The organism is Amycolatopsis methanolica 239, from assembly GCF_000739085.1.
Taxonomy (GTDB): domain Bacteria; phylum Actinomycetota; class Actinomycetes; order Mycobacteriales; family Pseudonocardiaceae; genus Amycolatopsis_E; species Amycolatopsis_E methanolica.
Window position 1 is genome coordinate 916,347 of record NZ_CP009110.1, and the last position, 16,615, is coordinate 932,961.

General features: G+C 71.1%; 18 protein-coding genes. 11 read left to right on the forward strand and 7 right to left on the reverse strand.

The features are described from left to right. Positions 1-11 precede the first annotated feature (11 nt). The 4 genes from AMETH_RS04525 to purE are packed head-to-tail and all read left to right on the forward strand — an operon-like array spanning position 12 to position 4,156. A complete protein-coding gene (locus AMETH_RS04525; protein WP_026153807.1) occupies positions 12-1,343 on the forward strand; it encodes a glycosyltransferase 87 family protein in 1,332 nt (443 codons plus the stop codon). Next, positions 1,318-2,463 carry a glycosyltransferase 87 family protein gene (locus AMETH_RS04530; protein ID WP_017986860.1) on the forward strand — a complete coding sequence of 382 codons (1,146 nt, stop codon included), beginning with the start codon at positions 1,318-1,320 and terminating at the stop codon, positions 2,461-2,463. Before AMETH_RS04525 ends, AMETH_RS04530 begins: the two co-directional genes overlap by 26 nt. A gap of 5 nt (positions 2,464-2,468) precedes the next feature. Continuing rightward, the gene (locus AMETH_RS04535; protein WP_017986861.1) at positions 2,469-3,650 is read left to right on the forward strand and encodes a 5-(carboxyamino)imidazole ribonucleotide synthase; all 1,182 of its coding nucleotides are present in this window, start codon (positions 2,469-2,471) and stop codon (positions 3,648-3,650) included. Further along, positions 3,623-4,156 carry a 5-(carboxyamino)imidazole ribonucleotide mutase gene (gene purE, locus AMETH_RS04540; RefSeq protein ID WP_051079491.1) on the forward strand — a complete coding sequence of 178 codons (534 nt, stop codon included), beginning with the start codon at positions 3,623-3,625 and terminating at the stop codon, positions 4,154-4,156. Before AMETH_RS04535 ends, purE begins: the two co-directional genes overlap by 28 nt. Here the strand turns inward: purE and AMETH_RS38975 are convergent. Both AMETH_RS38975 and AMETH_RS38980 read right to left on the reverse strand, forming a co-directional pair. Further along, positions 4,153-4,533 (reverse strand): cutinase family protein, encoded by a 381-nt coding sequence (locus tag AMETH_RS38975; RefSeq protein ID WP_209436884.1) that lies wholly within the window; start codon positions 4,531-4,533, stop codon positions 4,153-4,155. The genes purE and AMETH_RS38975 overlap by 4 nt on opposite strands. A 70-nt stretch (positions 4,534-4,603) precedes the next feature. Continuing rightward, a complete protein-coding gene (locus tag AMETH_RS38980) occupies positions 4,604-4,825 on the reverse strand; it encodes an alpha/beta hydrolase family protein (RefSeq protein ID WP_209436847.1) in 222 nt (73 codons plus the stop codon). 96 nt (positions 4,826-4,921) lie between these two features. Between AMETH_RS38980 and AMETH_RS04550 the strand changes: the two genes are divergently transcribed. Then, the gene (locus AMETH_RS04550) at positions 4,922-5,848 is read left to right on the forward strand and encodes an LLM class flavin-dependent oxidoreductase (RefSeq protein WP_209436848.1); all 927 of its coding nucleotides are present in this window, start codon (positions 4,922-4,924) and stop codon (positions 5,846-5,848) included. A 76-nt stretch (positions 5,849-5,924) separates the two neighbouring features. Here the strand turns inward: AMETH_RS04550 and AMETH_RS04555 are convergent, their stop codons facing one another. Continuing rightward, positions 5,925-7,586, reverse strand: coding sequence for a class I adenylate-forming enzyme family protein (locus tag AMETH_RS04555; RefSeq protein WP_017986863.1), 1,662 nt, complete (start codon positions 7,584-7,586; stop codon positions 5,925-5,927). A 97-nt stretch (positions 7,587-7,683) separates the two neighbouring features. On the opposite strand from AMETH_RS04555, the gene AMETH_RS04560 reads away from it, so the two are divergent. From AMETH_RS04560 to AMETH_RS04575, 4 genes are all read left to right on the forward strand, one after another. Further along, positions 7,684-8,853, forward strand: a complete 1,170-nt coding sequence (locus AMETH_RS04560) for an acyl-CoA dehydrogenase family protein (RefSeq protein WP_017986864.1) — start codon at positions 7,684-7,686, stop codon at positions 8,851-8,853. A 301-nt stretch (positions 8,854-9,154) separates the two neighbouring features. Next, positions 9,155-9,445 carry a hypothetical protein gene (locus AMETH_RS04565; RefSeq protein WP_017986865.1) on the forward strand — a complete coding sequence of 97 codons (291 nt, stop codon included), beginning with the start codon at positions 9,155-9,157 and terminating at the stop codon, positions 9,443-9,445. Next, on the forward strand, positions 9,442-9,831 hold the full coding sequence (locus tag AMETH_RS37710; protein WP_156131603.1) for a DUF3558 domain-containing protein: 390 nt from the start codon (positions 9,442-9,444) through the stop codon (positions 9,829-9,831). Before AMETH_RS04565 ends, AMETH_RS37710 begins: the two co-directional genes overlap by 4 nt. A gap of 126 nt (positions 9,832-9,957) precedes the next feature. Next, positions 9,958-10,386 (forward strand): DoxX family protein, encoded by a 429-nt coding sequence (locus tag AMETH_RS04575; protein WP_017986867.1) that lies wholly within the window; start codon positions 9,958-9,960, stop codon positions 10,384-10,386. Here the strand turns inward: AMETH_RS04575 and AMETH_RS04580 are convergent. The 3 genes from AMETH_RS04580 to AMETH_RS04590 form a co-directional block, all read right to left on the reverse strand. Beyond that, a complete protein-coding gene (locus AMETH_RS04580) occupies positions 10,383-11,081 on the reverse strand; it encodes a TIGR03089 family protein (protein WP_017986868.1) in 699 nt (232 codons plus the stop codon). The genes AMETH_RS04575 and AMETH_RS04580 overlap by 4 nt on opposite strands. A 413-nt stretch (positions 11,082-11,494) precedes the next feature. Continuing rightward, positions 11,495-12,700 carry an LCP family protein gene (locus tag AMETH_RS04585; protein WP_017986869.1) on the reverse strand — a complete coding sequence of 402 codons (1,206 nt, stop codon included), beginning with the start codon at positions 12,698-12,700 and terminating at the stop codon, positions 11,495-11,497. Positions 12,701-12,754: 54 nt separating this feature from the next. Continuing rightward, entirely contained in the window at positions 12,755-14,062 is a 1,308-nt protein-coding gene (locus AMETH_RS04590; RefSeq protein ID WP_017986870.1) for an LCP family protein, read from the reverse strand. Positions 14,063-14,169: 107 nt separating this feature from the next. Between AMETH_RS04590 and rfbB the strand changes: the two genes are divergently transcribed. Together rfbB and rfbD are read left to right on the forward strand one after the other, a co-directional pair. After that, positions 14,170-15,162 carry a dTDP-glucose 4,6-dehydratase gene (rfbB, locus tag AMETH_RS04595; protein ID WP_017986871.1) on the forward strand — a complete coding sequence of 331 codons (993 nt, stop codon included), beginning with the start codon at positions 14,170-14,172 and terminating at the stop codon, positions 15,160-15,162. A 2-nt stretch (positions 15,163-15,164) separates the two neighbouring features. Then, positions 15,165-16,049 carry a dTDP-4-dehydrorhamnose reductase gene (gene rfbD / locus AMETH_RS04600; protein WP_209436885.1) on the forward strand — a complete coding sequence of 295 codons (885 nt, stop codon included), beginning with the start codon at positions 15,165-15,167 and terminating at the stop codon, positions 16,047-16,049. A 6-nt stretch (positions 16,050-16,055) separates the two neighbouring features. On the opposite strand, the gene AMETH_RS04605 is transcribed toward rfbD, so the two are convergent. Next, a complete protein-coding gene (locus tag AMETH_RS04605; protein WP_017986873.1) occupies positions 16,056-16,610 on the reverse strand; it encodes a TetR/AcrR family transcriptional regulator in 555 nt (184 codons plus the stop codon). Positions 16,611-16,615: the final 5 nt, after the last annotated feature.

The window sequence follows — 16,615 nt, forward strand, 5'->3', positions numbered from 1 at the left end:
TTCCTGAAAGGGTGACCCAGTCAGTGCCCGCCGCCGGCGGCGAACCGCTCAGCGAGCCGGCGCACCCGCGCCTGGCCCTGCGGACCTCGCTCGCCCGGTTGTCGGTGCGGCCGCGTTCGATCCTGCTGCTGTCGCTCGTCCCGTTGCTCGCGCTCGTCCTGGGTGTCGTCGGCTGGCTGCTCGACTGGCGGCTCGGGGTGGACAGCGCGGTGTACCGGGCTGGTGCGATCACCCTGCTCCACGGCGAACCGCTGTACGACGCGAACACCCTGCCGCCGGAACCGTGGTGGGCGCTGCTGCCGTTCACCTACCCGCCGACAGCCGCGCTGCTGTTCGTGCCGCTGGCGATCCTGCCCGTCCAGATCGCCTGGGGTGTGCTGACGGCGATCTCGGTGCTGGCGATGGCGCTCGTGGTCCGGGTGGCGATCGGCTCGCTGCCCACCCCGCCCGCCGTCCGCCGCTGGTGGTCCTCGCCGGCCCGTGCGACGCTGCTGTTCTCGCTGGTCATGCTCGGTCTCGAGCCGGTGTGGCGGACGATCTTCCTCGGTCAGATCAACCTGATCCTGATGGCCGTCGTGGTGGTCGACGTGCTCGTCGTGACCACCCGCAACACCCGTTGGGGCGGCGTGCTGGTCGGCATCGCCTCGGCGGTGAAGCTGACGCCGCTGGTGTTCGTCGCGCACCTGTTCCTGACCGGCCGCCGCCGCGAGGCGTTCCGCGCGTTCGGCGTGTTCCTCGGCTTGCAGCTGCTGATGCTGGCGCTGATCCCGGGCGACACCATTCGCTACTGGACCAAGACGATCTCCGACACCGGCCGCATCGGCCCGGTGCACTGGGCCGGGAACCAGTCGCTGAACGGCCTGATGAACCGGCTCACCGACCTCGCGCCGTGGGCGTCGAAGGCGGCGCTGGGCGTCGCGGCGCTGCTGGCGATCCCGGCCGTGTGGCTGATGCTGCGCTTCCACCGCCGTGGTCAGGCGCTGGCCGCCCTGCTGGTCACGGCGTTCTTCGGGCTGCTGGCCTCGCCGATTTCGTGGTCGCACCACTGGGTCTGGGCCGTGCCGCTGATCGTGCTGCTGGTGTCCCGGCTGCCGCAGGCCACGCTCGCGAACGCGTGGAAGCGCTGGGTCGCCACCGGTGCGGTGGTCGCGGTGTTCATCAGCTGCGTGCTGCTGGCGCTGCCCAACGGGCGCAACATCGAGCTGCACTGGAAGTTCTGGCAGACCGTGCTCGGCAACGCCTACATCCTCACGCCACTGGTGCTGACCGTGGTGCTGTTGACGCGCTGGGCGCTACAGCGCCGGCGGGAGCGGGCGCGTGACGACGTTGCGGTCCCGGGCTGAGCCCGCACTCGTCGGCGTCCTCGTCCTGGGCGCGTTCGCGGCTGGGGTGGCCGGCTGGCTCGCGGGCTGGCACCTGGGCGCGGACAGCGCGGTCTACCGCGCCGGCGCGCTGACCTTCCTGCAGGGTGACGCGGTCTACACCCCGGAGCGGCTGACCACGCTGCCGTCGTGGGTGTCGCTGCCGTTCACCTACCCGCCGGCGGCCGCGTTGCTGTTCGTCCCGCTCGCCGCGCTGCCCAGCGGACTGACCTGGGGCGTGCTGGCGGCGGCGTCGGTGCTGTCGCTCGCCGTGGTGGTCCGCGTGAGCGGGTGGTTCCGCGGCTGGGCGGTCGCCGGGCTGACGGTGGCGGCGCTGGGGCTGGAGCCGGTCTGGAAGACGATCTTCCTCGGGCAGATCAACCTGGTGCTGCTCGCGCTGGTCGTGGTCGACGTGCTGGTGCTGGCCGGCTCGCGCTCGTCCGGCGTGCTGATCGGCGTCGCGGCCGCGGTGAAGCTGACGCCGCTGATCTTCGTGGCGCACCTGTTCGTCACCGGCCGGTGGCGCGACGGGCTGCGCGCGCTGGCCACGTTCGCCGGGCTCCAGGCCGTGATGTTCGCGCTGATGCCCGGCGACGCCGCGCGGTACTGGGCCGAGGCCGCGTTCGACCCGCACCGCGTCGGCGGGGTGTCCTGGATCTTCAACCAGTCGCTCGGCGGGCTGGTGAACCGGCTCTCGCACGAGGCGTCCTGGTCGACGGCGGTCGCGCTGGCCGTCGGCGCGGTGCTCGCGGCGCCCGCGGTGTGGCTGGTGCGGCGGCTGCACCAGCGTGGCGAGACGCTGGCCGCGTTGCTGGTGACCGCCTTCTTCGGGCTGCTGGTCTCGCCGGTGTCATGGTCGCACCACTGGGTGTGGGCGGTGCCGCTGATCGTCCTGCTCGCGTCGAAGGCGCGCTGGGTCTGGGCGGGCCTGGTCGCCGCGTTCTTCGCCAGTTGTGTCGTGATGCTGGTGCCCAACGGCGGCGACACCGAGTTCGGCTGGGGACCGGAGCTGTTCGTGCCCGGCAACGCGTACGTGCTGGCCGCCGCGCTGGGAATTCTCGGGCTAGCGGCCCGTGAGCTGCGTCTCCGGTTAATCTCATAACCGTTATGGACAAGCGCACAGGTCTCCCGGTCGTCGGGATGGTGGGCGGCGGTCAGCTCGCCCGGATGACACATCAGGCCGCGATTTCGCTGGGACAGTCGCTCCGGGTCCTCGCGATCGACGAGAACGACGCCGCCGGCCTGGTCGCCGGGCAGGTCCAGATCGGCCACCACACCGACCTCGACGCGCTGCGCGAGTTCGCCAAGACCGTCGACGTGGTCACCTTCGACCATGAGCACGTCCCGTGGGAGCACCTGTTCGCGCTGGTCAACGAGGGCTTCACCGTGCGGCCCGGCCCGGACGCGCTGGCGTTCGCGCAGAACAAGCTGGTGATGCGCGACCACCTGTCGGCCACCGGGTTCCCGTGCCCGCCGTACGCCGAGGTGTCCGAAGTGGAGGACCTCCTCAAGTTCGGCGCCGAGCACGGCTGGCCGGTCGTGCTGAAGGCGGCCACCGGCGGTTACGACGGCCGTGGCGTGTGGATGGTCGACTCCGACGCCGAGGCGCGCACGCTGGTTCCCGAGCTGCTCGCTGCGGGCACCGAACTGCTGGTCGAGCAGCGCGTCGCCATGAAGCGGGAGCTGTCGGCGCTGGTCGCCCGCTCGCCGTTCGGGCAGGGCGCGGCCTGGCCGGTCGTGGAGACGGTGCAGGAGGACGGCATCAACACCGAGGTGCTGGCGCCCGCGCCGGGCCTGACCTCGCGCCAGGTGCACGAGGCGCAGGAGCTGGCGCTGCGGCTGGCGAACGAGCTGAACGTGGTCGGCATCCTGGCGGTCGAGCTGTTCGAGACCGACGGCGGGCTGCTGGTCAACGAGCTCGCGATGCGCCCGCACAACTCCGGCCATTGGACGATGGACGGATCGGCCACCTCGCAGTTCGAGCAGCACGTGCGCGCCGTCCTGGACTACCCGCTCGGCGTGACCGACCTGATCGCGCCGACGGTGATGGCCAACGTCCTCGGCGCGCCGGACACGCCGCGGATGTCGCCCGACGAGCGGCTGCACCACCTGTTCGCTCGCTTCCCGGACGCCCGCGTGCACCTGTACGGCAAGGGCGAGCGGCCCGGCCGCAAGCTCGGGCACGTCAACTTCGTCGGCGGCGACCTGGACAACCTGCGGACCCGCGCCAAGCTGGCCGCGCACTGGCTGTCGCACGCCGAATGGCCCGACGGCTACGACATCCACTGAGAGGAAGACGCGTGACCGACGTCGGCGTGATCATGGGCAGCGACTCCGACTGGCCCGTGCTCGAAGCGGCCGGGACGGCGCTGGACGAGTTCGGCGTGTCCTACGAGGTCGGCGTGTACTCCGCGCACCGGACCCCGCAGCGGATGCTCGACTACGCCCGCAGCGCGGCGGACCGAGGCATCAAGGTGATCATCGCCGGCGCAGGGGGAGCAGCGCACCTGCCCGGCATGGTCGCCTCGGCGACGGTGCTGCCGGTGATCGGGGTGCCGGTCCCGCTGAAGTACCTCGACGGCATGGACTCGCTGCTGTCGATCGTGCAGATGCCGGCCGGGGTGCCGGTGGCGACGGTGTCGATCGGCGGCGCCCGCAACGCCGGGCTGCTGGCCGTGCGGATCCTGGCCGCGCAGGACCCGGCGCTGCGGGAGAAGATGGCCGCCTTCCAGGCCGATCTCGAACAGCTCGTCCTCGACAAGGACGCCAAGCTCCAGGAGAAGCTGCAGTCCTAGCTCGCGGTGTACTGCTTCGCGATGAAGGCCGCCGCCTGGTCGACGCTGCCGTCCGTGGCGTAGCCGAGGTGGCCGTAGCCCGGCCCGGTGCCCGTGCCGCCGCAGACGGTGTCGCCGCGGTTGCAGAACTCCAGTGACTTCGGGCCGTAGGTCGAGCTGGCCGTCTTGATCGTCTGCCCGTACAGGCCGAGCGGGTTGCCGAACGCGATCACCGCGACCACCCGCGGCGCCAACTCGGTGGGGATGGTCTGGCCGGTGCCGAGGTAGGTCCGGATACCGATCGCGATGTCGGTGACGCTCGCGCCCAGCGAGTAGCCGCCGATCGCGAACTTGGTGTCCGGGCACGCGGCCGCGGTGGACTTGTTGTGGTTGCTCAGTCGGTGGCGCCGGGCCCGGCGCGCTGGTCTGGTCGTAGCTCGCGGCGTAGTTGACCGCGTAGGACGACACCTACGCCGAGGACAGCGCCGACTTCACGTCGGACACCAGCGGGGTGCCGGTGATGCCGAGGCCGGGCGCCTCGCCACTGCCGCGGGCGAAGACGATCTCCAGGTCGGAGCAGGCGGCCGCGCTGGTGGCGGCGGACGCCGTGCCGACCGTCGCCGTGCGGGCCAGCCCGACCGCCGCGCGGCGAGCAGGGTCAGTTTGCGAAGTCTGTTGTGGACCATTCACCGAGTCTCCCGTCATCGTGTTGCCCGGGGCATCGGTGAAATCACCAGTGTCGGTGAACTCCTGATCGGTCCGGTTTCCGGCGGGTACCCGGCGATCATGGAGTTCTCGCGCCGCACGCTGGGCCTGTTCGCCGCATCCGCCGGGTTCGTCCGGGCCGAGCCGCCCGCGGCACGAGCACCCGTCGGGCTGGTGCTGTCGCACGAGCAGTTCCCGACCTCGCGGCTGCTGGACTTCGCGTTCGTCTGGGCCAGCGACAACCTGCAGCCGTGGCAGGACGACCAGGGGCACTCGATGTTCCCGCGGCTGACGCTCGCCCTGGTCGGTGAGCGCGCGCGGCGGGTCACCTTCGGCTCCGGCGTGCCCTGCCCGAGCTACCGGCACCACCCGACCGAGGTCGCGCAAGCGTTTGCCTCCCTCGATCTGCTGGCGCCGGGACGGACGTTCCTCGGGGTCGGCACCGGCGAGGCGGTCAACGAGCAGGCGGGCACCGGCCACTACGGCCGCTACGCCGAGCGGCACGACCGGCTCGTCGAGGCGATCACACTGATCCGGCGGTTGTGGACGGGGGAGCGGGTCACCTTCCGCGGCCGGTTCTTCTCGACCGACCAGCTCAAGCTGTACGACCTGCCGTCGAAACCACCGCCGGTGTACGTGGCCGCCCAGGGCCCGAAGAGCGCGCGGCTGGGCGGCCAGTACGGCGACGGCTGGATCACCCAGGCCGGAGCGTCCCTCGACCCGGCGCCGCGGGACGCGTTCGCGGCGGGCGCGCGGGCGGCCGGGAGAACCCGGATGCGATGCCGAAATGGGCCGAACTGTTCGCCGTGGTCGGCGACCAGCGCGAGATCGACCTGGCTGCGCAGTGTTGGCGGTTCACGGTCAACCCGGCCGACCTGCCCAACCCGGAGGCGATCCAGGAGGCCGCGCAGGCGACGCCGCTGGCGGAGGTGGCCGGCCGCTGGGCGGTGGGCGCCGATCCGGCCGTGCACGTCGCGGCGGTGCGGAAGCTGCTCGACGCGGGCGTGACGCCGTTCCTGCATTTCCCGCAGGAGGACCCGGGCGTGGCGATCGAGTTCTACCGCGCCCGGGTCCTGCCGCTGCTCTAAAGCCGCTGCCGCAGCTCGCGCTTGAGGATCTTGCCCGCCGCCGACACCGGGATCTCGTCGACGAACCGCAGCTCCCGGATCCGCTTGTACGGCAAGACGTTGTCGTTGACCGCGGACATGATCTCCGCCTCGGTCACGTTCGCGTCCGCCCGCACGACGAAGGCCACCGGCAGCTCGCCGACGTCGTCCTGCTTGCGCCCCACGACGGCCGCCGCCGCGACGCCGGGGTGCGCGATGAGCAGCTCCTCCAGCTCCCGCGGGTAGACGTTGTACCCCTTGTACAGCAGCATGTCCTTCTTGCGGTCCACAATGGACAGGTAGCCGTCCTTGTCCAGGACGCCGATGTCGCCGGTGTGCAGCCAGCCGTCCACCAGCACGGCGGCGGTCTCGTCGGGCCGGTTGTGGTAGCCCGCCATCACCTGCGGCCCGCGGATGCACACCTCGCCCTGCTCACCCTCGGGCACCGGCTCCTCGCCGCCCTCCAGCGGCACGATCTTGACCTCGGTGTCGAACACCGGCACGCCCACCGACCCCTGCTTGCGCAGCCCGGACCGGAACGCCGGGTTGATCGTGGCGCCCATGGTGACCTCGGTGAGGCCGTAGCCCTCGCTGATCACCGCGTCCGGGAACCGCGCGGCCAGCGCCTTCAGCATCTCGTGCGGCAGCGGCGCGGCGCCGGAGCTGATGCCCCGCACGCTCGACAGGTCACGCGCGGCGAGGTCCGGGCTGGCCAGCAGGGCCGCGAACAGGGCTGGCGCGCCGCCGATCGACGTGACCCGCAGCCGCTCCGCGTCGGCGAGGTAGGCGACCGGGTCGAAGCGGTCGTGCAGCGTGGTGGACCCGCCGCTCATCACTGGGACGTTGAGCCCGCCGATGGTGCCCATCGCGTGGAACCACGGCGTGAGGTTGATGCCCGAGCCGGCGCCCAGCCGGGTCGGCCACTCGTCCGGGCTGCCGACCTGGTCGAGCGTGAGGTCGCCGTCGTCGTCCAGCGCCGGCAGCGATCCGGTGCCCCAGCAGGCGTACTGCAGGGTGTTGACCACGACGTTGCGGTGCGGCAGCCGCACGCCCTTGGACCGGCCGGTGGTGCCGCCGGTGTAGGAGAGGTGGGCGAGGTGGGTGCGGGTGTCGATGTCCAGCTCGGGGCGGGTGTCCGGCTGGTCGGCGAGGAACGACTGGAACTCCACCTGTCCGTCGGCGAGGTCGTCCGGCGCGACGACCACGACCAGCTCGACGGCGGTCCGGGCGCGCACCGCGCTGAGCACCGGGGCGACCTTGCCGAGCGTGACCACGGCGACGGCGCCGGAGTCGGCGAGCTGGTGGGCGAGGTCGGCGGGCGGCAGCAGCGGGTTCGCCGGCGTGAAGGTCGCGCCGGCGAGCAGGATCCCGTAGTAGGCGATCGGGTAGGGGAGGCAGTTGGGCAGGTGGATGGCGACGGTCGCGCCAGGCCCGATGCCCCGCGCCCGGAGCGCGTTGGCGAACCGGCACGCCGCGCCGTAGGTCTGGGCGTAGGTGAGGGAGCGGTCGTGGTGGGTGAACGCGGTTCGGTCGGCGTAGCGCTTCGCGGCGGCGGCGAGGATCGACCCGGCGGGGACGTCGGGGTACTCGAGCGATCTCGGGAAGTGGGGCGGCCATGACCCAGCAGCAGTGATCGGCATCACCCCACCATAGAGCGAAGGTGCGGCCCAGAACACAATTCCGGCTGGTGAACGACTACTAACATGGACGGCGGACTTCTTACCCGTGCGAGGAAAGGTGACGAAGGTGTCGGAGACCCCGGGCCTCTACCAGCTGGCCGACGAGCACGAGGAGCTGCGTGCTGCCGTGCGTGCGCTGGCGGAGAAGGAGATCGCACCTTACGCCGCCGAGGTGGACGAACAGGAGCGGTACCCGGTCGAGGCTCTGCGGGCGCTGAACGCCTCGGGCTTCAACGCGGTGCACATCCCCGACGAGTACGAGGGGCAGGGCGCGGACGCGATCGCGGCGTGCATTGTGATCGAGGAGGTCGCGCGGGTCGACGCGTCGGCGTCGCTGATCCCGGCGGTGAACAAGCTGGGGACGCAGCCGATCATCCTGTCGGCGTCGGACGAGTTGAAGAAGCTGGTGCTGCCGGAGATCGCGGCCGGGGCGACGGCGTCGTACGGGTTGTCGGAGCGGGAGGCCGGTTCGGACACCGCGTCGATGCGCACGCGGGCCCGGCTGGACGGTGACCACTGGGTGCTGAACGGGACGAAGGCGTGGATCACCAACGCCGGCGAGTCGACGTGGTACACGGTGATGGCGGTGACCGACCCGGACGCGCCGAAGAAGTCGAACGGGATTTCGGCGTTCGTGGTGCACAAGGACGACCCGGGCTTCTCGGTCGGCCCCAAGGAGCGCAAGCTCGGTATCAAGGGTTCGCCGACGCGGGAGATCTACTTCGAGAACTGCACGATCCCGGCGGACCGGATCATCGGCGAGCCCGGCACCGGGCTGAAGACGGCGCTGCGCACGCTGGACCACACGCGGCCGACGATCGGGGCGCAGGCGCTGGGCATCGCGCAGGGCGCGCTGGACGCGGCGGTGGCGTATGTGAAGGAGCGCAAGCAGTTCGGTCGCGCGATCGGTGAGTTTCAGGGCGTGCAGTTCATGCTGGCGGACATGGGCACGAAGATCGAGGCCGCCCGGCACCTGGTGTACGCCTCCGCGGCAGCCACCGAACGCGGCGACGCGCGTGCCGGGTTCATGGCCTCGGCGGCGAAGTCCTACGCCTCGGACGTGGCGATGTCGGTGACGACGGACGCGGTGCAGCTCTTCGGCGGCGCCGGCTACACCCGCGACTTCCCGGTGGAACGCATGATGCGCGACGCGAAGATCACGCAGATCTACGAAGGCACGAACCAGATCCAGCGCATGGTCATGGCGCGGGCTCTGTTGAAGGGCTGATTCTCGCGGTTCTTGGCGCGGCGTCCGGGCTTCGGCTCGGGCGCCGCCCCTTCGTGCGCCTCGCCGCGACCAGGCACGGTGTACAGTGTTCAAATCAGTGGTTGAGCCTGTGGAGGACGCGGTGGCAGAACCTTGGGGGGCCCACGCAGCCAATCGCTGAGGCCATAAGCGGTGTGATGGGCGCCCCGAACAGGTCAGGTCATTCGCGGACGGCGCGAAACATTTGCCTGGAGAGGCGCAGGCGGGCCGCTGGGCGGTCGACGAGGAAACGGGGACTCCTCTCCGAAGTGCCATCGCCACGATGCAGGATCGGCTCGACACTCTGGCCCCTCGGGTGGCCTATCTCCAGCGAGCGTCGAAGCTGGGCAACGACGCTTATGCCCAGCAAGTCGCGGAGCACATGCGGCAAGCGATGGACTCGGATGATCGTTCCCTGGTCCCGGTGTTCCACACGTTGACGGCCGGCCTGGACAACCTGCGGCATGCGTTGGACGTGGCAATCCGCAACTATGATGCTGCCGACGACGAAGCCGCGAGACATATTCGGCGATTCAAGTTTCTTCGTCGTCTGCCGCTGGCGCTGGGACGTTGACCGGCATGGACGCGTGCGCCGTGCTCGAACAGTTGGTCGAAGGTGAGGGATTCGGGCCCGGCGAGCGGAAAACCGCACGCAACGAATGCCATGCATCAAAGCCTGATTACGGCAAATATTCCCTCGCTCTCGATCCCGTTCAGGGGCTTGCCGAGTACGCGCGGCAAGTGCCTGGCCGCGCTCCGGCGGCCATCAACGGCCGCGAGGCGCGCCAAGGGGAACCGTTCGGTGCGGGGCAGGGGATGTGCGAGTTCGCCCTCCAAGTCGGTGAGCACGGGCGTGCGGTCGTGACCGAGACGATGCTGCGCGCGGAACAACGCGCGCACGCCTGTGAAGCCGCGCGTGAGCTTGCCACCGAGTTGGAGCCGCTGCTTCCGGCACCGTAGGCCCACGCACCGTGTGCGCCTGCTCACGCGTTCATGTCCAGAATGTGGGTTTTTCACAAGTCGCTCACCTGACTCCGGTACGGTCGACGCTGCTAGTTGAAACTTCAACCAGAACGGAGAGCTGCGATGTACGACCGGGTCAAGGACGTGACGTTGTTGATCGGCCGGGTGGCGGTGGGGGTGGTCTTCCTCGCCCACGGCCTGCAGAAGTGGGACGCCGGCCTGGACGGGGTCACCGGCATGATGGGCGGCATCGGCGTGCCGCTGCCCACTCTGTCCGCGCTCTTCCTGATCGTCATCGAGACCGTCGGCGCGGTCGGGTTCATCCTCGGCGCCGCGCTGCCCGTGCTGGGGGTGCTGTTCGCCGTGGACATGGTCGGCGCGATCTTCTGGGTGCACCTCGACGCCGGCCTGACCGGTCAGGGCGGCTACGAGCTCGTGCTCGTCCTCGGCGCGGCCGCCCTCGCGCTCGGGTTCAACGGCGGACGCTTCTCGCTCGACCACCTGCTCGTCGGGCGGCGCCGGGCCCGCAAGGCCGAGCTGCAGACCGCCTAGGCGAGCAGGTCGACCGTCGTCCGCTCGGCGGCCCTGCGGTCGTCCAGCTTCGACGCGTCCGGATTGGAGATCTGCACCAGGTGTGCGCCGGCTGACAACGGGGTCAGCAGGCCGCCCAGCACACCCTCCGGCACGCTCCACTCCACAGTGGACAAGACGCGCGCGCCGGAACCCAGTGCGCCTGCGCGGGAACGCGCTTCCGCCAGCACCTCGTCCACAGTGGACCCCGCGAGTGCCGGGGTGTCACCGGCGATCGGGATCATCGGGCTGAAGTCGTCGCCATACGCGCGCGCCTCGTTGAGGTAGTCCAGCGCGCCCGGCACCGGCGCGGTCAGCCCGCGGCCCATCGGGTCCAGCGCCACTACCGCCGTCGACTCGGCGCCCGCGCCCGAACCGCCCGGCGCGACGAACGCCACCCGCGCCCCGGCCGGCGACGCGACCACCTCCGCGCCGCACCACCACGCGCCCAGCAGCACGCCCGCCGTCTGCCAGTGCGCGGGCAGAACCACGGCCACCGGGTCGCCCGGCTCCACGTCGAACTCCTCGACCAGCCAGTTCGCCGTCTTCGCCGCCCAGTTCGCGGTGGTCGCCACCGACAGTTCGACCCGGGTGCCCGCCGCGTCGTCGTAGTGGGTGATCAGCGGCTTCCCTGGCTGGGCGAGCAGGGGGCGGAACAACGCGTCGGTCAGGCTCACGCCGCCGATTCTGCCTCCCGGACCGCCCCGGACCACTGCCGGGTGGTCGCGCGAGGTGAAGCGTCCGACGGCGAAGTGATCCGGTGCGTGACGGCTGGGGACGGCACTGCGCTCGGTGTGACTGGGTGGTGGATTGTTTGGCCACCGGCGCCGGCCGGGTGGTGGGCCGCTCGGTGCCCGGCCTGGTCGTGAGCTGCGTGGTCCCGGCGGCAGGGGACGGACCGGCCGGAACCGGCTGCGGCGCGTCGGCGGTGGTCGCGGCCACCGCCAGTGGACCACCCAGCAGTGCCGCGCCTGCGGCGATGACGCCGGCCACCACAGTTCGGATGCGCATGAGTCTCCTCGTCAGGCGACGCCACCCCGGCGTCTCTGCCCTCACTCATGCGGTCCGTTCGGTTGCACCGATCGGGTGATCAGTTCACACAAGTCACACCCGCGGGCACGGCCTGCGGAACCCCACCCGGCGACGCCCCGCCGCCCGATCCGGCGCTCCGCCCGGCCAGGCCCGCGAAGAACTGCCGCACCGCGACCGGGTCGACCTCCACGATGCTCTGCTCGCCGTCCGGGCTGCGGCCGTCGATCTTGACCACCGGGATCGTCGTGAACGTGACGTCCCCGGAGGCCAGTCCCTTGGCCCTGTCCGCGAACTGCAGCAGGTCGAAGTCCGGGTCGAGCACCAGCGACCGGTGCAGCGCGTCGGTCAGCTCGCCGAGCGTGCCGGGGTTCGCGAGCACCCCGGCAGACAGCACCTTGTGCAGCGCCGAGGACAGGAACGCCTGCTGCCGCACGATCCGGTCCAGGTCCCCGCGCGGCAGGTTCTTCCGCTGCCGCACGAACGACAACGCCTCGCCACCGGACACGGTCTGCACCCCGGCCCGGAAGTCGGCGCCGGAGTCCTTGTCCTCGGTCGCGTGGTTCAGGCACACCTGCACGCCGCCGAGGGCCTCGGTGATCAGGTAGAACCCGAGCAGGTTGACCTCCGCGTAGTGGTCGACCCGCACCTGCGTGAAGTCCTGCACGGCCTGCACCAGCGCCTGTCGCCCGGCCTGGTCGGAGTCCCGCTCGATCCCGGCCGCGTCGCGCCTGCCCGAGCGCCGCAGCTCGTCGGCCTTCGCCTGCTTCGCGACGCCGTACACCGAGTTGATCTTGCCCTGGCCGCCGCGTGGCACGTCGATCCAGGTGTCCCGCGGGATCGACACCGCGTACGGCTTCGCGCCGTTCTTCGGGAGCCGCACGATGATGACCGTGTCGGTGTTCACGCCGCTGGTCTGCTCGGTGCGCAGCGTCTTGAGCACCTGCAGCGGCAGCGCGTTGCCCTGCATGTCCGTCCGGGCGTCCGCGCCGACCAGCAGGATGTCGTCCGCGCCATCGTCGGCGGGCGGCGCGGGCTTGTCGTCCGGCAGGTCGAGGGCGTCCGTGGTGTGCACGTTGCCCTGCACCTCGTGGTAGGTCGCCCACGCGTACCCGGTCGCCGCCAGCGCGAACACCGACACGAGCGCGATCAGCGTCTTCCCGGTGGCCCGGAACGGATGGCGACGGCGGAGTGGCTCGGCCCGCGGCTCGTCGGCCGGGTCCTTCGACCGCGGGAACGGCGTCGGTTTCGGTTCGTCGTCGTCCATCCCCGTGGTCTCCCCCTCATCAGCCCCTGGGGACCAGGTTAAGGCACCGGGAGGTCAGTTCACACACGGCACGTCACCCGCCGTGATGGGCGGCGGCGCGGGGGAGGACGAGGTCAGGGCCGGTGAGCTGGGCGGCGCCGCCACGGACGAGCTCGCCCGGCGGCTCGACGTGGGCGGCGCGCTGGACGCCGACGACGTGGGCGCGACCGAGGAGGACGTCCGCTCGCCGCCGTCGGACGTGAGCTGGTCGACGAACGCGTGCACGGCCTGCGGGTCGACGCGCACGACGTCCGCGCCGCCGATGACCGCGTTGCCGACCACCGGAATCGTGCGGAACTCGATGTTGCCGCCGTTGAGCCCGCGCATCTGGGCGGCGAACTCCGGCAGGTCCCAGTTGTCCGACAGCACGACGGACTTCTTCACGGCGGTGATCACGTCGGAGAGCTTGCCGGGGTTGGCCAGCACGTCGCGGGAGAGCATCCTGCGGGCCAGCCCGGACAGGAACGCCTGCTGGCGCCCGATGCGGTCCAGGTCGCCGCCCGGGAGGTCGTACCGCTGCCGCACGAACGCCAGCGCCTGCACGCCTTCGATGGTCTGTCGCCCGGCGGGCAGGTCGACACCGGACTTGCGTTCCCGCACCGGCGCCTTGAGGCACACCTCGACGCCGCCGAGGGCCTTCGTCACCTCGTAGAAGCTCGCGAGGTTCACCTCGGCGTAGCGGTCGATCATGCCCGGCTTGCCGATGAACGTCTCCAGCGTGGCGATCAGGTTCTTGCGGCCGGCGACCTTGGCCTGCTCGTCGGCCGACTTCAGGTCGGCACCCTGCTGCTGGAGCTCCCGGAACCGGTCGTTGTATGCGTAGACGAACGCGCCGTTGAGCTTGTGCTTGCCGAACCCGCCGGCCAGCTCGACCCACGAGTCGCGCGGGAACGAGATCGCCACCGCGCGGCGCCCGTCCTGCGGGATGTGCACGAGGATCATGGTGTCGGTCTGCTTCTCGCCGTCGGACTCGCCGGCGTGCAGCATGTCCAGCACCTCGCGCGGCAGCGGGTTGCCCTGCGCGTCGGTGCGGCTGTCCATGCCGACCAGCAGGATGTCCACCGCGCCGTCGAGCGGGACGGCGTGCAGCTCCTCGTCGAAGACCTGGGTGGTGGACAGGCCCGAGTTCGGGTCGCCGATGAACTGCCAGCCGTACCAGGTCACGGTGAGCACCGCGACCGACACGAGCGCGACCACGAGTTTGCCGCCCCGGCGCGCGACGATCGCGATACGGTTGCGCCGCCGTCTGGGAGACGGGATGGGCCGCGCCGGCCACGTGACCTCGTCCGCGGCGTCCAGGCGGGTGGTAAGCCCGTCGGTCACACTCGCTCCCTCCCAGCCCCCGACCCGAGTGAATGCGTCCAGATTACTGTTCGGGTGAGTGAAGCGGTCGTGGGCTGGTCCGTGACGATCTTGAGGAGGAGAAGGCGATGCGGGTCCTGGTGACCGGGGGCGCGGGTTTCATCGGCTCGCACTACGTCCGGCAGGTGCTCTCCGGCGCGTACCCGGCGCTGGCCGACGCCGAGGTGGTGGTGCTCGACAAGCTCACCTACGCGGGCAACGAAGCGAACCTCGCGCCGGTCGCGGACTCGCCGCGGCTGCGGTTCGTGCGGGGCGACATCACCGATGCGCAGGTGGTCGCCGAGGTCATGAAAGGCGTCGGCCTGGTTGTCCACTTCGCAGCCGAGTCGCATGTGGACCGCTCCATCCTCGGCTCCGCCGACTTCGTGCTGACCAACGTGCTGGGCACGCAGACCCTGTTGCAGGCCGCGCTGGACGCCGGGGTGGACAAGTTCGTGCACGTCTCGACGGACGAGGTGTACGGCTCGATCGAAAGCGGATCATGGTCGGAAGACCACGTGCTGGAGCCGAATTCGCCGTACTCGGCGTCGAAGGCGTCCTCCGATCTGATCGCGCGGTCCTACTTCCGGACGCACGGGCTGCCCGTGTGCGTGACTCGGTGTTCGAACAACTACGGGCCGTATCAGTTCCCGGAGAAGGTCATCCCGCTTTTCGTTACCAACTTGTTGGACGGTCACACGGTCCCGCTGTACGGCGACGGGCTGAACGTCCGTGACTGGTTGCACGTGGACGATCACTGCGCGGGCATCCAGCTGGTGGCCGAGGGCGGCCGTCCTGGCGAGATCTACAACATCGGCGGGGGCACCGAGCTGACCAACCGCGAGCTGACCGAGCGGCTGCTGGCCGCGGTCGGCGTCGGCTGGGAGCGGGTCGAGCAGGTCGCCGACCGCAAGGGCCACGACCGCCGGTACTCCGTGGACATCACCAAGATCAGCACCGAGCTCGGATACGCGCCGAAGGTTTCCTTCGACGCGGGTCTGGCGGATACGGTGCGCTGGTACGCCGACAATCGGGCGTGGTGGGAGCCGTTGAAGCGGCGCGCCGCGCTGGTGGGGAAGTGACGATGCTCAGTGTGCTCGTGCCCGGCGGAACGGGGCAGCTCGGCAGCGCCCTGTCCGCGCTCGCCTCGTCCGAGGTCCGGGTGGTCGCGCCGTCTTCGGCCGAACTGGACGTCACGAGCGCGGGTTCGGTGATCGCCGCGGTGAACGCACTCGCCGCCGAGGCGGCGGAGGCCGGGCGCAGCCCGCTGGTGATCAACGCGGCGGCCTACACGGCGGTCGACGCGGCGGAGACCGACGAGTCGCGCGCGTTCCGGGTCAACGCGGACGGCGCCCGGGTGATCGCCGCGGCCTGCTCGTCCCGGCGGGTGCCGCTGATCCACGTGTCCACGGACTACGTCTTTCCCGGCGACTCGTCCCGGCCCTACGAGCCGGAGGACCCGCTCGGCCCGCGCAGCGCGTACGGCCGGACGAAGGCGGCCGGTGAGGACGCCGTGCTGGGTTCGGGGGCGCGGGCCTGGGTGGTGCGCACGGCGTGGGTGTACGGCGCCGGCGGGGCGAACTTCGTGGAAACCATGCGACGCCTGGAAGGCGAGCGGGACACCGTGTCCGTTGTGGACGATCAGCGCGGTTCGCCCACCTGGTCCGCCGATCTGGCCGCGGGCTTGCTGGACCTCGGCCGGGCGGTGGTGAGCGGGCGCGCGCCCCAGCGGCGGGTGCTGCACTGCACGAACGCCGGGGAGACCACCTGGTACGGCTTCGCGCGGGCGGTCTTCGAGGAGATCGGGGCCGATCCGGAGCGCGTGAAGCCCTGCACGACGGCGGAGTTCCCCCGGCCGGCGCCGCGGCCGCCGTACTCGGTGCTGTCCAACGAGGCGTGGCAGCAGGCCGGGCTCACGCCGCTGCGCCCGTGGCGCGAGGCGCTGCACGACTACCTCGCCGGGAAGTAGCCGGCGTCAGCGCGGACGCAGACCGTCGACGATCACCGCGACGATTCTGTGCGCCCGCGCGTCCCACTCCGCCTCCGGCACCCGGGACAGGGCGCCCAGCAGGAGGATGACGTCCGCGGCGTCGACCTCCGCGCGCACCTCGCCGGCGGCCTTGCCGTGGTCGAGCACCGTGCCGAGCGCGTCGTCGAGCCGGTGGTGCTGGTCCGCGTAGAGGTCCTGCCATGCCGACGCCTCGATCGCCGCCATCACACCGCGCTTGACCCGCGCGTACTCGATCAGCCGCTGCATCCAGATCGTCAGCGCGTCGAGCGGGGCGTGCTCCGCCAGCAGGGGAGCCACGGCGTCCACGAGCTGGGTCAGCTCGTGCCGGTACACCTCGGCCAGCAGGTGCTCGCGGGTCGGGAAGTGCCGGTAGAGGGTGCCCTGGCCGACGCCGGCCGCCTTGGCGACCGCGTGCAGTTTCAGCTCGCCGCCGTCGGAACCGCTCAGTTCGGCCCGCGCCGCCTGGACGATGCGGTCGCGGTTGGCGACGGCGTCCGACCTGCGCTCACGGCTTCCCACGGGCC